General features: G+C 32.8%; 25 protein-coding genes. 19 read left to right on the top strand and 6 right to left on the bottom strand.

Annotated elements, in window-relative coordinates; genetic code table 11:
- Window positions 1-11 precede the first annotated feature (11 nt).
- Window positions 12-233, top strand: a complete 222-nt coding sequence (locus ACVWNY_RS13720; protein WP_454072160.1) for a hypothetical protein — start codon at window positions 12-14, stop codon at window positions 231-233.
- Window positions 234-350: 117 nt separating this feature from the next.
- Here the strand turns inward: ACVWNY_RS13720 and ACVWNY_RS13715 are convergent, their stop codons facing one another.
- Window positions 351-920 carry an NAD(P)H-dependent oxidoreductase gene (locus tag ACVWNY_RS13715; RefSeq protein WP_454072159.1) on the bottom strand — a complete coding sequence of 190 codons (570 nt, stop codon included), beginning with the start codon at window positions 918-920 and terminating at the stop codon, window positions 351-353.
- Window positions 921-1,058: 138 nt separating this feature from the next.
- Window positions 1,059-1,292: a hypothetical protein gene (locus ACVWNY_RS13710; protein ID WP_438720191.1), complete on the bottom strand. Its 234-nt coding sequence runs from the start codon at window positions 1,290-1,292 to the stop codon at window positions 1,059-1,061.
- A 119-nt stretch (window positions 1,293-1,411) separates the two neighbouring features.
- Here ACVWNY_RS13710 and ACVWNY_RS13705 point away from each other — a divergent pair, with 119 nt between their 5' ends.
- Together ACVWNY_RS13705 and ACVWNY_RS13700 are read left to right on the top strand one after the other, a co-directional pair.
- Window positions 1,412-1,741, top strand: coding sequence for a hypothetical protein (locus ACVWNY_RS13705; RefSeq protein ID WP_438720190.1), 330 nt, complete (start codon window positions 1,412-1,414; stop codon window positions 1,739-1,741).
- A 22-nt stretch (window positions 1,742-1,763) separates the two neighbouring features.
- Entirely contained in the window at window positions 1,764-1,988 is a 225-nt protein-coding gene (locus tag ACVWNY_RS13700; RefSeq protein ID WP_438720188.1) for a hypothetical protein, read from the top strand.
- Window positions 1,989-2,245: 257 nt separating this feature from the next.
- Here the strand turns inward: ACVWNY_RS13700 and ACVWNY_RS13695 are convergent, their stop codons facing one another.
- Window positions 2,246-2,449, bottom strand: coding sequence for a hypothetical protein (locus tag ACVWNY_RS13695; protein WP_454072158.1), 204 nt, complete (start codon window positions 2,447-2,449; stop codon window positions 2,246-2,248).
- Between the two features lie 240 nt (window positions 2,450-2,689).
- The gene (locus ACVWNY_RS13690; RefSeq protein ID WP_438719912.1) at window positions 2,690-3,115 is read right to left on the bottom strand and encodes a hypothetical protein; all 426 of its coding nucleotides are present in this window, start codon (window positions 3,113-3,115) and stop codon (window positions 2,690-2,692) included.
- Between the two features lie 1,408 nt (window positions 3,116-4,523).
- On the opposite strand from ACVWNY_RS13690, the gene ACVWNY_RS13685 reads away from it, so the two are divergent.
- The 3 genes from ACVWNY_RS13685 to ACVWNY_RS13675 all read left to right on the top strand — a co-directional run bounded on the left by ACVWNY_RS13685 (window position 4,524) and on the right by ACVWNY_RS13675 (window position 6,759).
- Window positions 4,524-4,940: a transcriptional regulator gene (locus tag ACVWNY_RS13685; protein ID WP_454072157.1), complete on the top strand. Its 417-nt coding sequence runs from the start codon at window positions 4,524-4,526 to the stop codon at window positions 4,938-4,940.
- A gap of 304 nt (window positions 4,941-5,244) precedes the next feature.
- Window positions 5,245-6,189, top strand: a complete 945-nt coding sequence (locus ACVWNY_RS13680; protein ID WP_454072156.1) for a Kiwa anti-phage protein KwaB-like domain-containing protein — start codon at window positions 5,245-5,247, stop codon at window positions 6,187-6,189.
- A gap of 15 nt (window positions 6,190-6,204) precedes the next feature.
- Window positions 6,205-6,759: a KwaA family protein gene (locus tag ACVWNY_RS13675; protein WP_454072155.1), complete on the top strand. Its 555-nt coding sequence runs from the start codon at window positions 6,205-6,207 to the stop codon at window positions 6,757-6,759.
- Between the two features lie 82 nt (window positions 6,760-6,841).
- Here ACVWNY_RS13675 and ACVWNY_RS13670 read toward each other — a convergent pair whose 3' ends face one another.
- On the bottom strand, window positions 6,842-7,228 hold the full coding sequence (locus ACVWNY_RS13670) for a type II toxin-antitoxin system HicB family antitoxin (RefSeq protein ID WP_454072154.1): 387 nt from the start codon (window positions 7,226-7,228) through the stop codon (window positions 6,842-6,844).
- 58 nt (window positions 7,229-7,286) lie between these two features.
- A complete protein-coding gene (locus ACVWNY_RS13665) occupies window positions 7,287-7,472 on the bottom strand; it encodes a type II toxin-antitoxin system HicA family toxin (protein ID WP_438720422.1) in 186 nt (61 codons plus the stop codon).
- Between the two features lie 105 nt (window positions 7,473-7,577).
- Between ACVWNY_RS13665 and ACVWNY_RS13660 the strand changes: the two genes are divergently transcribed.
- The 13 genes from ACVWNY_RS13660 to ACVWNY_RS13600 all read left to right on the top strand — a co-directional run bounded on the left by ACVWNY_RS13660 (window position 7,578) and on the right by ACVWNY_RS13600 (window position 16,670).
- A complete protein-coding gene (locus ACVWNY_RS13660) occupies window positions 7,578-7,898 on the top strand; it encodes an HNH endonuclease (protein WP_461211740.1) in 321 nt (106 codons plus the stop codon).
- Entirely contained in the window at window positions 7,882-8,088 is a 207-nt protein-coding gene (locus tag ACVWNY_RS13655) for a hypothetical protein (RefSeq protein ID WP_461211739.1), read from the top strand. The genes ACVWNY_RS13660 and ACVWNY_RS13655 overlap by 17 nt, the downstream gene beginning before the upstream one ends.
- 139 nt (window positions 8,089-8,227) lie before the next feature.
- Complete coding sequence (locus ACVWNY_RS13650; RefSeq protein ID WP_454072151.1) at window positions 8,228-9,055, top strand: hypothetical protein; 828 nt, start codon at window positions 8,228-8,230, stop codon at window positions 9,053-9,055.
- Between the two features lie 29 nt (window positions 9,056-9,084).
- Window positions 9,085-9,543: a phage terminase small subunit P27 family gene (locus ACVWNY_RS13645; protein ID WP_454072150.1), complete on the top strand. Its 459-nt coding sequence runs from the start codon at window positions 9,085-9,087 to the stop codon at window positions 9,541-9,543.
- The gene (locus tag ACVWNY_RS13640) at window positions 9,534-11,321 is read left to right on the top strand and encodes a terminase large subunit (protein ID WP_454072149.1); all 1,788 of its coding nucleotides are present in this window, start codon (window positions 9,534-9,536) and stop codon (window positions 11,319-11,321) included. The genes ACVWNY_RS13645 and ACVWNY_RS13640 overlap by 10 nt, the downstream gene beginning before the upstream one ends.
- Before the next feature lie 2 nt (window positions 11,322-11,323).
- Window positions 11,324-12,559: a phage portal protein gene (locus ACVWNY_RS13635; protein ID WP_454072148.1), complete on the top strand. Its 1,236-nt coding sequence runs from the start codon at window positions 11,324-11,326 to the stop codon at window positions 12,557-12,559.
- A gap of 33 nt (window positions 12,560-12,592) precedes the next feature.
- Window positions 12,593-13,312, top strand: coding sequence for a head maturation protease, ClpP-related (locus ACVWNY_RS13630; RefSeq protein ID WP_454072147.1), 720 nt, complete (start codon window positions 12,593-12,595; stop codon window positions 13,310-13,312).
- Window positions 13,313-14,443: a phage major capsid protein gene (locus ACVWNY_RS13625; protein ID WP_454072146.1), complete on the top strand. Its 1,131-nt coding sequence runs from the start codon at window positions 13,313-13,315 to the stop codon at window positions 14,441-14,443.
- Between the two features lie 73 nt (window positions 14,444-14,516).
- Window positions 14,517-14,873 carry a head-tail connector protein gene (locus ACVWNY_RS13620; protein WP_454072145.1) on the top strand — a complete coding sequence of 119 codons (357 nt, stop codon included), beginning with the start codon at window positions 14,517-14,519 and terminating at the stop codon, window positions 14,871-14,873.
- The gene (locus ACVWNY_RS13615) at window positions 14,860-15,210 is read left to right on the top strand and encodes a phage head-tail adapter protein (protein WP_454072144.1); all 351 of its coding nucleotides are present in this window, start codon (window positions 14,860-14,862) and stop codon (window positions 15,208-15,210) included. The genes ACVWNY_RS13620 and ACVWNY_RS13615 overlap by 14 nt, the downstream gene beginning before the upstream one ends.
- Window positions 15,203-15,607: an HK97-gp10 family putative phage morphogenesis protein gene (locus ACVWNY_RS13610; protein ID WP_454072143.1), complete on the top strand. Its 405-nt coding sequence runs from the start codon at window positions 15,203-15,205 to the stop codon at window positions 15,605-15,607. Before ACVWNY_RS13615 ends, ACVWNY_RS13610 begins: the two co-directional genes overlap by 8 nt.
- Window positions 15,604-16,011 carry a hypothetical protein gene (locus tag ACVWNY_RS13605; RefSeq protein ID WP_454072142.1) on the top strand — a complete coding sequence of 136 codons (408 nt, stop codon included), beginning with the start codon at window positions 15,604-15,606 and terminating at the stop codon, window positions 16,009-16,011. The genes ACVWNY_RS13610 and ACVWNY_RS13605 overlap by 4 nt, the downstream gene beginning before the upstream one ends.
- 74 nt (window positions 16,012-16,085) lie before the next feature.
- Window positions 16,086-16,670 carry a major tail protein gene (locus ACVWNY_RS13600; protein ID WP_454072141.1) on the top strand — a complete coding sequence of 195 codons (585 nt, stop codon included), beginning with the start codon at window positions 16,086-16,088 and terminating at the stop codon, window positions 16,668-16,670.
- Window positions 16,671-16,676 lie beyond the last annotated feature (6 nt).

Here is a 16,676-nt window from a genome sequence, read left to right as displayed (position 1 = left end):
GGAAAGTGAAAATGAGTTTAAGAAGTGATTTAGACAATTTTTTTGAATCTGTAGAGCGGGGTTCAAAACTTTTTCCTTCAACTAGAAAAAGAAAAGAAATTGACGTATGGATTGACCCCGATAGTGACATTATTTTACAAATTGACGAAGAAATAGCTATCTTGTCGATAAAGGAAGCTAGAGAATTAGGAAATATATTATTAGATAAATCTATTGAAGCATTAGAAAATTAATCCGTAAATGGAAGAGATAGCAGAAAAAGCTATTTTTCTGCTATCAGCATGATAATAGTAAGTTTCTGAATTATTGAAGTGGTATTCAAACATTACTAATTATATTATGAAAGAAATTTAAAGATTGTTTGCGTAAGCAGAAATCTTAGACAAAAAAGTATTTCTTTTTTGTTGATTAGAATTACGTGTAAAAGGAAAGACGATAAAAGTATTAGTCTTAATGCCACACATTTTTAAGACTTGTTTTTTCAAAACTTTACCATAATCTTGCTGGAAAAAATTGGCATAAAATCCTGGAGTATCATGGGTTGTTATAATTGCTGCAGTCTTCCCAGGAAGTAGTCCTACGGGTAATGTGCCTTTGTATTCGTAAGCGAATCCTTTTGCAAAAACTCTATCAATATAACCCTTAAGTATCGCAGGCATTCCTCCCCACCAAATTGGAAAAATAAAAATTAAGTGATCAGCCCATGTCAACTGGGAACGAAGTTTTAGAGTGGCAGGGTCGTCTTTTAAATCTCTTCTTTTGTTTTCTTTATCGAAACGTAGAACGGGATCAAAATTTTCTTTATTTAAATCAAGAATTTTGGTGTTGTTTTGTGATGAAATACTATTTTTTAATGTATTAAGTATTGTGTAGTTAAAACTTTCAGCATTGGGATGAGCGTAAATTATAAGAATGTTCAAATTAATCTATCTTCTTTCATTTTTATATAAATATAAACTATTCAAGAAAAATAGATATAGTACTTAGGTCGTAGTTAGTTATATAGGAAGGAATAGTCAGCAAAAGAAACATTTAGCAGAATAACATTACCTTTGAACTTATAGGATTCTAAGGATTCCATCAATTAATAAACTAATGCTCAAAATGATATTGATAGTAAATCCAACCTTATTATTTGTATTTAAACCATTGCCAAAGTTTGTATATTTAGGAATAAAGATTCTCTTGTCAGAAGGGAAAAAAACTCCGTATTTTCTTTTATTACTTAATAAATATGGGATTTTTGCTATTGGCCAGACAAGTAATAAGATACCTAAAATTAATTCAATCATTATGAACACCTCTTCGAATTTCATTCTGAGATTAATTTTAGCTTTTTAATTAGTAATAGTAAAGTCAGTAAATTTATTCCGTAAACGACGGAGATTGCTGAATTCATAGGAGATAAGCGATGAGAAAAATAAAAAAAACACCTCATTCTTTATATGCAAGTGTTAGTTATAACGGTATAGATTATTCGATAAAACTTCATGGACGAAGTAGAAAGCGAGTAATAGTGTTCTATTGGTATGTTGATGCTACAGGGGGCTATTTGCCAAACCTGGAAACATCAAAAATTTATGATGAAACTTTTCAAGAATCAAAAAAAGCGAGAGAGATAGCTAATAATTTTTTTATTGACCCTAAATTATTAGAAAATATTCTAACTAAACGTTATGACTCAGATTACATTTTAGAGAATGCTAGTGCAGTTGAAGAATACAAAAAATCAATTCAGTAATTCGAAGAAACGAGGGATAAAAATGAGTTATCCAAATTTTGATAAAGAAAATTCAATTTGCGCCAACTGTAGGAAAAACTTATTTGATGAAGAAGGATTTACAAGCCAATCCTTTGTAACAATTCGAGACAATTTTTTAATTATGAATTTTTTTCAATTTGAAGATGGTAGCGACAATATGTTTTGTGACAATGACTGTCTAGCGAATTATCTTTCTAGCGAAGAAATAGACATAGAAAGAAATTGAAAACAATTCGATTCATATTAAAACAATTGGTTCAAATCATTAAAATTATTAAAGAGGGTTTTACGAATCCTAATAAAGAAAAATATGTATTTTTTGATGAAAAAGCTAAGGACAATCTTGATCGGAAGTTAGATGAATTCCGCTAACCACCAAGATTGCGGAATAAACTAAATAAAGTACAGACGTTGATAAAGAAATTTAATATCTATAAAAAAGCCCACTTTATTTAGTGAGCTAAAACATCATAGGTAAAAGGCCTATCTTTTATTTACTTTTTTTGCTTTCAACAATATCGTAACCATCAAAATTAATCCAATAACGATAAAAATGATTCCGATTAGTGCAATGTAAAAAGTTAATAACTTTGGTGCACCAGATAATTGTGTAAAGCTAGAAATAACGGCTAAAAAAATCCCGATGCTACAAAAGAAATTCCGTAAACGACCATACTTTTTCTCCATAAATTCAACCTCCAAGTGTTTTTTTCTTAAAGTATCATTATATAACAATTAGAATTTGGAAATCAACCATATGTTTGATGTATCAGAGGTGTTGGATGTGTTGATAATTAAACTGATATGTAGGAAATATCAAAATTATTAACAGATCAAGATATATAACATACTTTGAACGCGAAAAAGGTGGACTAAGTAAGTATGTAAACTCAGCCTTTTACGGATTCAAGTATATCTGAAAATATATTATCTAGTAAAAAGAGATAGAAAAGGAAAAATTATAATAATTGGTAAGACTCCTTTGAGTAAGAAATCAACTATGAGTGGCACTTGATTGTAATCTGCCTGAACCCTTAAATTACCTAAAAATTTTGAGCGATTCACATCAAACAATTTTTCTTGTTTTGAATAAGCACCGCATTTAGGGCAAGTAAAAGAATAAAATACAGATCTGCTTTTTGGCGATGATTTAGAAGTTTTTATAGAACCCTTTGCTAATTTTTTTGCTTCTGGTCCTGTTAATTTATAGGATTGACTGCAGTTAGTGCACTTGAAAGAGTGAGTCGTATTTTCAGAATAAGCTATTTTATTAATTTTTATAAAAAAGTTTATTGCTCTAAAAAAGAAATTAAACGCTAGTAACAAAAAAAGAAAAAAACCAAAATAGATCATAAGATACCCCTTACTATTTTTTTTAATCATATAAAAGTATCTGATATTTGTAAAGATGATCTAATGGTTGTGTTGCTGGTTTATTAACCTTTATGTGCAGCTAAAAAAATCAATTAATACCGCTAACGTCGGCTTTTACAGAAAAAGACCGTTACTCGGAGAGAGATAACGGTCAGTAAACCTAGCAATATGACAAGTCTGAATTTGAAAGCAAAAAAAAAGGATTGCTAGGCTTATTAATATGATAGCACAAAAAAAGACCGTTGAGCCAAGAATCAACGGTCAGGCCATGGAGACATCCGATCAAGGAAACATGGCTTAAATAATTATATCATAAAAAGACCGCTGGAAAGGTAGCGGTCTACGAGCCTAATTATATAAAAGTAAAAAGCTTTGGGAGAATTTTACATTAGAAAATAACTAGACTCGAATTAGATTATACAACAAAAAAAGATAGCCGACCACTGGCTACCTAGGAATAATTACACTGGTCTGTTTTCCGCCAGACTTAAATATTTTAGCAAATAAAAATACCAGCCACAAGACATAATTAAAAAACAAAAAACCGACTTAAATAAGTCGGTCAAAGATAAAATAATAGAAAGGAATGTATGCGTATGTTTTATCTTTATGTCGAGAGGCAGCTTCCCCACGAATACTTTCTTATGAAGTGATTCGTCTCCCTCTACAAAATAAATAATAACAATAAAAAAACAAGAATACCTTAAAAAGGATTGTAAAATAAGTGTTTGTTTTGTGAATAAATAAAGAATGTTTTTTTATGTATTAGTAGGTTATTACCCAAAAAGACCGTTGGCGCAAGTGGGAGCCAACGGTCAGCCATAATACATCTGATGAAAGAAGTATGGCTACACACATTTTAGCATAAAAAAAGACTGTTGACATGGACAAATGTCAACAATCAGAGAGCTAGTTTGAAACAGTAATATTTTCAGTAATAGGAAGTTACTAGCTCATGACTAGTTTACACCAAAAAGAGGCAGCCGACCACTGGCCGCCGCCATGTGAAGATAGTATTTGTCTGTTTTCCGCCAGACTTAAGCATTTTATCACTAAAGAGACCGTGGCGATAGGGCTCCACGGTCAATAAGTCAGGTATTCAAATTTGTGTTAGAAAATAACCTAACTTGAAATCATATTACAATAAAAAAAGGCAGTTGACTAACAACTACCTTCGGAAGCGTTCTATCTAGTTTCCGCTAGACAAAATTATTTTATCAAATAAAAATACCAGCCACAAGTTGTGACTGGCGTGGAACAAAATAAGATTGATTGTTGGTATTAATACTTTAACATAAAACGCTTACAATTCATAGTGGTAATTAGTCAGTAAACGTATTCTATTGCTGAATACAAAAAATATTAAATAATCAGGAGGAACGGCATCTTGGGAGAACTTAGTAAAACAAAACTTGCAGATTTAGAGGAAGACTTTAGATCATACAAAAATATACCTAAAAAAATTGCAGAGGCTTTGGTTGCGAAAGAATGGAAACCAGAAGATGCCAATTCTTGGATAAAAGGATCTCAGACTCATACTGAAAAAGCATTAACAGATATGATTAAGCGCGAGGATAATAAGAGTTATCTATATTATTCGAAGTTATATGCTGACATTGCTAGTGCTTACGAGAGCTTAAATACGGAGTTAAAGGATATCGTTGATAAATACCTATGGGGTAGTTACAACTATTTGGAATGGAGAGAAGTAGCAGAAAGAGAACACTGCTCAAAAACTGCTATTTACAATAAAAGATACAAGATTTTGGAAAGTTTAGCTTTAAAACAAGGAAAAGTGTTCTAAAACGTGTGGTAGACCACCTTGTCAATGGCTTAAAATAGTATTGTGGAAATTTCCAATAAGGCATCAAACAACATCCGTCAGAAATAATTACTGTCTTATCTACTACAGCGGATTAATTGTTTGGTGCTTATTTTAAATCCTTTTTCAAGAAATATTCACTAGACATAGAACGTATGTTCGTGTATAGTTATACTATAATCCTTATGATTATATCCGCTATAAAAGAAGGCTAAGAACGCTTGTTTTTAAGTCTTCTTTTTGATTTAATTAAAATAGCGGATATTATTTATAAGGAGTGATTATTTTGGAATTAGATGAACTTTATAAATTATCAAAGAAATTAAAAGATGATAATGATATCGGAACAAATGTTGAACTTATTTTACTAAGAAAAGCTACAAACGGAGAAATTATAAATTTTTCACTAGATGCTGATAATAAACTTCAATCGGATTTATTAGAGATATTCATTAATAATTTCAAAAGATCAGAAAAAAGAAACTATACACAGAAAGAATATGATGTCGTCACATCTGGTAAATTTGATAAAGAGTATTACAAAACAACTTCTAAGAAATATGCAGGTGTTAAAAATTTTATCGATTCTTTTAAGGATGATTTATTGGATGATATTACTGGATTGAATGAAAAATCATTCTTTGCTTATGCAGTAAAGGTACATTTGGGCGATCAATATTTTATATTTATAGCACCATTTTCAGAAGTATCTAGAATATCTGCAACTAAAATAATGGGTAATCTAAAAAATAATAAAATTACTAAACTAGATAGTACAAATACAGTAGGTTTTAGTTCTTCTATTTCAATAATAATAAAATCTAACGAGCTCCTAATATTAAATAATCTTAGAATTTTTGAAAAATGTTGTGGAATGAAAACAGAATTTCAAGAGAAAGCAAAACACCTTCTTAGTAAAATTGCAGAATTTGACACAATAGATGATTTTGATGAATTGGTGAAGAGTATAGAATCAGATAGCGTAATTGCAAAAAGATTAACTAAAATGAACCAAAATTATCTTAGAGTAGAGTCTTTTTTCAACAATAAAAAAGAAATACAAAAAGTTTTGAATGATGAAGCCTTTAAAGAAAAATTCAAAGATATAAAATTCATTGACAATAAGCTTAAATTCGAGAAAAAAAATAGACATGCGTTTATTACACTGATTTCAGATGCTTGCTATGAAACTATTGTAGGTAAGACTAAAGGTATTGATGAAGGGTATTAATAAAGGGAGGAAAGTATGCTAAGTATTACAGAGAAATGGAAATTATATATATCTTCATACTTGCCTCTTTATTTTCTTGTTTTATTAAAAAATTATAAACAAGTATGTAGCTCATTACGTGATATTAGTAGTCCAAAAGCCACAGATATTCTTATTTATATAATAATTGTTATACTTTTGGCTTCTTTTTTTATGATAAGGAAAGTTTTTTTTGGTAGTCCCACAAAATCATTTACAATCGAGGGAGACTTTGAGCCTGTTTCTGACAATGTAATGAGTTATGTTACTACATATATAGTACCACTAATATCTGTAGATTTTTTGGATCCAATTACTGTAGTGACAAATATACTTCTTTTTCTTTTTATTGGTATTATCTATGTAAGAAATGATTTAATTTATTTAAACCCCTTAGTTAGTATCAACCATAATATATACATAAATAAAAATGATATTATCATTTCTAAATATAGTTCAGGAGAATTAAAACGATTTAAAAAGGAAAATATTAAAGTTACTGGGAAAAAATTGTCAAGTAATATCAAGTTGTATCAGAAGGTTAAACAATAGTATTACTTAAATCATTTGCCTATTATAAATTAAATCGCTTCGGCGATTTTTTATTTTGCAATAAAAAGAAGCCTAGCAAATGCTAGACTCCTAATTTATCCTTCAATGCTTCAGTAAGCAAAAGAGAAAAGTTAATATCTTCTTGTTTACCTAAAGCATCTAAGTAACGTGGGATAGTTAAAGTTTTCTTGATAGCTTTGTTGTCAAACTTTAATCGATAGATATCGGTGTTCACTTCAATGGGAATTAATAAGTCGCCATCAGGAATAGTAATATCTGATGGTTGTAATGGTTCAGGGATTTCCTCACTGTCATCTTGTGCATTGATAAGCCAACCAGCTAATAAGTCTTTAGCCATGTATAAAGCATCATGCATATCAGAGCCAAAAGTAAAGGCGCCGTCTAGTCCTGGGAACTCTACATTAATCCCATCATCAGCTAGATTAAATAAAGCATAGTAAATATACATTGTGTTTCTCCTTTCTCAGTGGAGATAGATATGAAAGCACCCGAGAAGGTCACGGGCTTTATTTCAAGCCCGCTTGCTTCAAGATGTTACTTGCTGTTCCTTTTGGTATGTCTTTACTACCATGTTCAGGAACTGTAACTTTTCCCTTTTTAGTTGGGTGAAGAAAATGTTTGTGACTTCCTTTCTGATTCTTTTCGTACCAGCCATCGGCTTCAAGAATCTTTATGATTTCCTTTGCTTTCATTGTCTATCTCCTTTCTATAAATATATTATAACACGTATAATAATACGTGTAAATAGTTTTTGATAATTAATTCAATATATTTTAGAAGATAATTGTTGAAGGGAGATGACTAAGATAAACCAGAGAGTTATGGATGATGTAGCCAAACTCTATAAGACTCACCGATGGCAAAGACTGAGAGAAGTAATAATCAGTCGTGACTATGGCTTATGCCAAGAGTGTAAGAGAAGAGGCATCATAACAAGAGGTGTGGTTGTCCATCATCTAATAGAAGCTAGAGAGGATGTAACTAAGTTCTGGGATAAAGATAACCTAGAGCTTGTTTGTCTTGCTTGTCACAATAAAGAGCATCCAGAGAAGTCTGGAGGAGAAAAGAAAATAAAAACCAAAAGAAAGGTAGTGAAGTTTTATGCCACGAGAGAATAATTTAAAAATGCAACAAATTGAGTGGTTAGACGAAGTAATTAAAAGGTTAGTGAGTTTTAAGTCGGATATTCTTACAGGTAAAGTTATTGTGGAGTCAGCTTATTTTGATACCAGTTCAAGAGTAGAGACAAAATCAAGTATAGAAAATGAAAATATCCGTTTAGATATAGATTATGTTGAGCCAAAATGATAGCCCCCCTACCTGAAAAAGAAAAAAAGAAAGAGGCGCCAGACCGGTGCGCTCCTTCCTTTACACTTTTACCGCTTTTTAAAATAATCCTTCTTTTGATGATAAGGAATTGATATACTTATTAAAAAGGAGAATAGCAATGTTTTATAATGAGATAATGTACCATACCATAGAAAAAGCAATTGAAATGACAGGATTTATAATTGAAGAATTCTTAATTGGAGAAGGTTATGTTTCTGATGTAGCAGACATTATAAATGTCTACATCACGGAGGATAGAACAGCAACGATACTGTATGTTGTAAGTATTGTAAACCCCGAAAACTTCTTGTGCATTTTTGAAAATCAAGTCACTGTATCACTTGTGCAATCTCCAGGCGAATTCAAAACAATACAGGAAGACAGTCTCTCTAATTATTCAGTGGATGAAATTGAATACTCCATATCTAGATGGCTCAAGAGAATTCAAATTATAAATCATAGAAATAAATTAAAATCAGATAATAAAATAGGGTCAAATATTTCGAAATTCATAAAAAAAATTGATGAATCTGAAATAACTGATAATGAACTTTTGTCAGAAAATGAAATTAATCAGGTCACAAAACTTGTTAAGGAAATGGAAGAAACTTTTCAGAAAAATATTGATAACTTAAAAGAGGACTACAAGAATAATGAAATTGAAATAAATTTATTAAATGAAGAATTAAAATACGTAAAAAATGAATTGTCTAAAATTCGAATACAAGCTAAAAGTGTACCGAAGAAGAAATGGGCAAAAGATACCTATATATCATTACAAAGAATGCTAAAAAAGTATCCTAATACAACTATGTACTTAACTTTGGGTGGTTTAAATCCAGAAATTCCAGTGTCTCAAAAATTGATTGGGGCAGGATTAGCATTTTTATCAGATGAAATAAAATCTGATGTTTCAGCATCTGATATTTATGATCAACAGAAATAAAATGTGAGATTTTGAAAGAAGGTGAAAACATGCCCCAACCAGCAAAAAGTGCGAAATTACAACTCTTAAACGGAAATCCTAATAAGAAAAATATAGGAGAGCTGAAGAAAAGAGCAAGAGCCGAAGACAAGTTAAAAATGAATACAAATAAAATTAAGCCTCCTGACTGGTTAGATAAAACTGCCAAAGAGGCTTTTTCTTTTTTAAGGAAAGAGTTACTTGAGATTGAACTTCTTACTAACGGCGACGTTCATGCTCTCTCAACTTACTGTTATTGGTACTCGCAACAAGTACAGCTACAATCTCAAGCAGCACTTTACCAAGCAGAGAATCCTGAAGAAATTGGAAATCCATTGTTAAAGCAGCTAGACACATGTTCCAAGAATCTCAGATCAATAGGAAGTGATTTAGGTTTATCACCTTCTGCCAGAGCAAAGCTAGCGATTAAACTAGCTCAGGACGATGGAGATGATTCAGAATGGACTTGATGAATCTATCTTATTCTAAACTGGAAAAATGGTGGACTAACTACAAGGATGAACAAGCTTCTTGGGGTGGTATTCTGTTAGAGCCGTATCCTGAATTATTGACCACTTGGTACGCTGAACGACTTATTGATGATTCAATTCCAGCAAGTAAAGAAAACATTTCTGCAGCTAAACGTCATATGTTGGATTTAGAAAGGCAGGGAACAGAAGGCTTTCCTTGGATCTTTGATGAAGAAGCTGGTCATAGACCTATACGCTTTATTGAGGATAACTGTCGACCAACTGAAGGTGATTTTGAGCGATTTATTTTACAGCCGTGGCAACATTTCATTGTAGGTTCAATATTTGGATGGGTTCATAAAGACACTGGTATAAGACGCTTTCGTGAAGCTTTAACCTTTGTTGGCAGAAAGAATGGAAAAACATCGTTAATAAGCGGTTTATCTGCTTATATGCTTGGGTATGATCGAGAACAAGGTGCAAACGTTTATGTACTAGCGAATGCCAAAGATCAAGCATCGATCTTATTTGACAAAGCAAAAGAAATGGTGAAACAGTCACCATTACTTGATACGAAATATAAGCCACAACGGTCTGTAATTAAAGATGAAGCCACTTTCTCCAAAATGGAGGCAAGAGCTTCGGATAGTAAAAAGCTTGATGGATTAAATACTCATTTTGCTATCTTTGATGAGATTCATGAATTTATAAATTTTAAATTAATCAATGTTATTAAGAAATCTCGTGGTACTAGAAGACAGCCTTTAATTGTATATATTACTACAGCCGGATATGTATTAGACGGCCCATTAATGCAATATTATGACAATGCACTCGATTGTTTAGAACATCTTGAAGATGGGCTAGACGAACGGGTTTTTTATTTTATTGCTAAACTTGATGATATTTCTGAGGCAGACGATCCTAGAAATTGGATTAAAGCCAACCCGAATCTTGGTTTGATGTCGTTTATTGATTTAGTAACTGACTGGAAGACTGAAAGAAATAGCCCACAAGAAAGAGCTGATTGGATAACCAAGCAGTTTAACTTGTTTTCTGACATTGATGAACTGTCTTTCTTAGACATGCAAACGATCAATAAAAACGACAAGATAGTTGAATGGGACTCACTAATTAATCAGGAATGCGTGGGCGGTTATGATTTATCAGAAACACAGGATTTCACTTCTGCCAATTTAGAATTTCCAGTGTATGAAACTGGAGAAATTGCTGTTTTAGAGCATAGTTGGATTTCACAAGAGCGTTATAACAATGATAATAACAAACAACGGCTAGATTCATGGATTAAAACAGGCGATTTAACAGTGACACCAGGCAATTATGTTGATTATGATTTCGTGTTTGATTGGTTCGTTGAACAGTCGAAAAAATTTAAAATACTAAAGGTTCGTTACGACAGAAGAAATAGCTTAATTCTTAACCAAAAAATGATTGATTACGGCTTTGTAATGGAAGAAGCTATTCAAGGTTTTATTACATTAGGTGGTCCAATGAAAGATTTAAAGGAAAGATTTCTGGATGGAAAAGTCATTTTTAATAATCAAAAAATATTCAGATGGTATTTATCAAATGTAAAACTAGTTCAAGATAGAAATAATAACTGGATGCCTACTAAACAATCTAAAAATAGAAAAATTGATGGCTTTGCTGCCATGCTTAATAGTCATGTCAGTGTGGTAGAGATGTTCGCGAATAAGTCTAAACAAACAGGAAATATTGGATTTATCAGTATTCGTGACATGATGAAAGGAGGGTAGAGATGAATAGATTTCAAAAAATTATCAATCGAATGACACCAAGGTTTATCAGGCAATCAGTAATAAAAAACTATCAGACAAATAGTAATTTTAAACAGTGGTTTGGGAAAACTTTTTTCGGTATCGAAAACTCCACACTGGAAACAAACGAAAATATCTTTTCAGTAGTGTCACGGTTAGCAAACACAGTTTCTAGCTTGCCGTTTAAGAAATACTTGAGCTATGAACAGCAATTTGACGAATCGATGGATAAGCTGATGTATTGCCCAAATAATAATCAGACATTAGATCAAATATTCAATGTAATGGAAGTAAGTAGAAATACTAATGGGAATGGATATGCCCTGATTTTCAGGGATATTCGAGGTTTGTTTGAACAACTAGTACCATTTAATCCTAATTATGTGGAACCGGTACTTGAAGAAACGACAAATGAGCTATGGTACCGGGTAAATAATAATGGTAAAACCTATTTTTTTCATAATTCAGATATGATTCATGTTAGGCATATTGCTGGTAATGGAAATTGGAAAGGTATTAGTCCTGTAGCTGTATTAAAAAATTCAAATGATTTTGATAAAGCAGTTCGAACATTTTCGTTAAAAGAGATGGAATCTATTAGAGATTCATTCATTCTAAAATATGATACTAGCGTTGATGACAAAAAGAAACAAGCCATTATCGATAATTTCAAAATGTTCTATGAAGAAAATGGTGGAATTCTTATTCAGGAACCTGGAGTTACGATTGAGGAGATGAAACGTAACTTTGTGGCTACCGATATGAAAATCACTGAAGGTATTACTAGAGATCGAATTGCCAATGTTTATAATGTGCCAAGTATTTTCTTAAATTCAGATAGCAGTAGTTTTTCATCCAATGAACAACTGATGCAGCTATTTGTAAACATGACCTTAACACCTATTGTTAAGCAGTATGAACGTGAATTTAATAAGAAAATACTCCTTAAAAATGAACGTGTAAAAGGTTACTACTTCAAATTTAACTTAATGGGTTTATTGAGAGGCGATTCAGACGCTCGACAGAAATTTTATCATGGTGGGATTCGTGATGGCTGGATGGTACCAGATGAAGCGAGAATGCTTGAGGAGATGCCTCCTCGAGGTGGTAAAGCTTCTGAGTTATGGATTTCAGGAGATATGTATCCACAGGATATGGATCCTTCTTTAAGAAAATCAAATAATAGCAGTAATCAAGACGTAGTCAAAGAAGACTAGGTCTTTTTATTTTGCCTTGAAAGGAGGGTTGAGATGAAAAAATTTTGGGAAGTAAAACAATCGGCAAATAAGTCAGAAGCCGAGATTTATATTTTTGGAGAGATAGTTTCCAACAAATGGGACGATACGGATACAACAGCAGCAAGTTTCCAAAAAGATTTAAGAAGCCTGGGAGAAATTAATCAAATTAATCTGCACATCAATTCTCCAGGAGGATCAGTATTCGAAGGAATTGCAATCGGAAATATGTTGAAACAACACAAAGCGCATGTCACTGCTTATGTGGATGCTTTAGCAGCTTCTATTGCAAGTGTAATTGTTTCTAGCTGTGATGAGGTAGTTATGCCTGAAAATAGCATGATGATGATTCATAATCCTTGGACTATATCCATGGGAAACGCCAAAGAGTTAAGAAAACAAGCTGATGATTTAGACAAGATTTCCGAGTCTTCAGTAGTGACTTATCTAGCAAAAGCAGGAGAAAAACTGACTGAGGAAAAAATCAAGGAAATCATGGATGAAGAGACTTGGTTAACGGCTGAGGAAGCATTCAATTTCGGTTTATGCGACACAGTAACGAGCGCTAATCAGATCGCTGCTTCAGTAAGTGAGAAACTTTTCAGTGCCTATCAAAAAGTACCGAATGATTTTTTACAAGTAAAACAAGAAGTGCATGATGAACGAAGAGAACTAATTATACAAAATGCAAAACGGAGCAATGCCCTAATGGGCAATATTTTAGGAGGACTATAGATGAAAACAATTTTTGAATTAAAACAGGATATGGCTACTTTAGGCCAACAAATCCAAAAACAAAATGACACGATTATGCAAAAAGCTACTGATCCAGCAACTTCAGCAGAAGAGTTGGTTCAAATGCAAAAGGGAAAAGAAGATTTACAGCAACGATTTGATATCGTTAAGGCTCAACATGATCAAATGGAGATGGAACAAAAGGCTAACTTATCAAAAGGCCAATTTACATCTTCCGAAGATCCTAAACAAAAAGTCATCGATGCGAAAGCAGAATTAATTCGTAAAACTATTGCAAAAGAAAGTGTTTCAAAAGACGTACTGCAGGTATTAGGAGACGATGATACTTCTAAGGGTGGTAAATTTTTACCAAAAACTGTTGCTACAGGGATTATTTCTGAACCAACTGTGAAGAATCCTTTACGTGAGGTGTCAACAATCACTAGTATTCCAAATCTTGAGATTCCTAAAGTAACATTCACTTTAGATGATGATGATTTTATTGCTGATATGCAGACAGCAAAAGAATTAGAAGCCAAAGGAGATAATGTTGTATTTACTCGCCACAAATTCAAAGTATTCACAGGTATTTCTGAAACAATTCTTTCAGGAACAAATACGAACTTAGTATCTACTGTAGAAATGAATCTGCAATCTGGTGTGGCTGCCAAAGAACGTAAAGTTGCTTTTGCTGAAACTCCTAAAACTGGTGAGGAGCACATGAGTTTCTATGATAAAACTGTGGTTAATATCAAAGAAGTTACTGGAGCCGATCTTTATAAAGCAATCAAAGCAGCTATTGCCGATTTGCATGAGGACTACCGTGAAAATGCAAAAATTATGATGAAATACGCCGATTACTTAAATATCATTGAAACTTTAGCAAACGGAAATGCTACTTTATACACGGCACAACCTGAACAAATTTTAGGAAAACCAGTAATCTTTACTGATGCTGCAGTTACACCAGTCGTAGGTGATTTTTCTTATTCTCACTTTAACTACGATATTGGTGCAACTTATGAACAAGATAAAGATATTAAGACTGGTATTAATTTATTCGTTGTGACAGCTTGGTTCGACCACCAAATTAAGCTAGCATCTGCTTTCCGTTTAGCAAAAAAAGCGTAGCCCCAGCTATTGTGGGGAAGGTAACCCCAACAGCTGATGGGGCAACAATTGAATTAAGTTAGGGGGAATCAGTATGATTTTAAACCCTACAAATGATCTCGATGAGATTAAAGCGGCAATTCGAGAAGATTTTTCGGATGATGATATCGGAATTAAGCGTGCAACTATGGCAGCTATTGCGTATATAAAGGGGGCTATCGGAAATGATAAGCCTTCTTTTTATTTACAAGATAATGAGCTAATCGAGCTGGTTAATCTATCTATTCTTCTCCTTACAGATCACTACTATCATGCCGGCTCTGCAACTATTGAGTCAACGACACAAAATGGCGCATTGAGAGAGTACGACTTGGGTTTTACTTCAATCATTCTTCAGCTAAAAGCTAGTTATTTGGTTTTTAAAGAAGGTGATACTAATGAGGAAGAGTAGAACAGGTAAATTAAACACTATAATTCACTTCTGGGAATATCAAGATCATGAAGGTCCGGAACCAGGGGAAGAAGAAAAAGAGATTCTTTTTAAAACACGAGCAGAAATTTACGATCCTTCCATGAAAGACTTAGAAATCTTAAATGGAAAGGGAACAAAAAAAGCTGTTACAGTAGTGATTCGTGATCCTCGTGGAAAGTATATGCCCTCGAATAAACATTATGTTGAAATCTTGGACTATAGGATGAAAGATCGTTGGAATATTATCGATGTGAGAAACGATATAGCAGAAAGCCAATTTATTACCATCCTTCTAGGAGTGACGAACGATGAGTAATGTTGAATTTGAAGGAATTAAAGAAACCATCAGTTCTCTTGAAAAAAGTCTTGGTGAGAAAAAAGTAAAAAATATTACTCGTAAAGCTATTAATGCAGGAGCAGAAAAAGTTGAAAAGAAAATGCAACAAGACATGTTGGTTTTTAAGGACAAAGGATACACGATTGACGAAGTCGTTCGAAAAAATGCAACATACAAAAACTATAATGCTGAGGCTGAAATTGGTTGGAATGGCCCTCATGAAAGATATCGAATTATACATCTGAATGAGTTTGGGTACACAAGAAACGGGAAACAGATTAAACCACGCGGTTTCGGAGTAATATCTAAATCGCTTAAAGCATCAGAAAAAGATTACTTAAATACGGTAGCTGAGGAGGTCAAAAAGAGTTTATGAAGGATATGCTTAACACAATTTACCAAAGACTTATTTCTAACACATATATTGCTTCAATGACTAAAGATGATTCTGGAAACTACCGAATTAAGTATTATATCTATCCCGAAAATGGAGATAAATCAGGTGTTTTCTTAACAATCAGACCGGTAGATGTACCAAATGAGGTTATACATGGATCTGATGCTGAATTATCTATTCAACACATAATTCAGATTGATGTGGAGGCTAAATATCGTAATGTTTGTAAAGAAATACAGTTTCAAATTAAAAAAGAAATGAAAAGTCTTGGATTTGGCCAAATGTCTGGTCAAGGGCTAGATGAATATTTCGAAGAAACAAAACGTTTTGTCGATGCAAGACGGTTTATAGGAAACACAGCTTTATATGACACGAATTATTAATCAAATAGAGGAACAAGACACTGAAAAAATTAATCAGTGTCTTTTTTTGCGTCAAAAAATAGGAGGAATAATCAATGACATTAGTAGGATTTAGAAAAATGACAATCGGAATTTTTGATAAGGACGGAAAAATTCCAGCAGCAAACAAATATGTAATCGAAGGTAAACAAGACCAAGGTGCCACAGTTTCAGCAGAAATCAGTGGCTTAAGTAAAGAAGCTACAAAAGTTTATGGCTCAGATATTGCTTACTATATTTCTCAGCGTGGTACAGGCGATGTTAGTGCCAATTTTGGTTTATTAGATTTACCAGAAAAATTGAATGACTTGATTTTGGGCTACAAAACTGTTGCTTCTGGTATTAGTTTTTTAGGTGAAGATAGTGAACCACCATATTGTGCAGTTTTAATGGAATCTAGTGATTTAAATGGTGAGACTGCGATGCTTTCAATCTTTAAAGGGAAATTTAGTCGTGAAGCAATTAATTTAAATACAACAACAAATGAAGCCTTTGAACCGGAAGCTGAAGAGTATGTGTTTACTGCAATTGCCAACGATCAAGAAGGCGATGCGAAAGGACAATCAGTAGCTAAATACTTTGGTGACGAAACTTCAGCAATTGAAGCATTAACAGCATTAACTTTTCCAACAACAAAGTAACAATCC

This window comes from Enterococcus sp. JNUCC 77, assembly GCF_054819945.1.
Note: the sequence above shows the minus strand (reverse complement) of the source record. Positions and strands in the feature narration are given on the sequence as shown.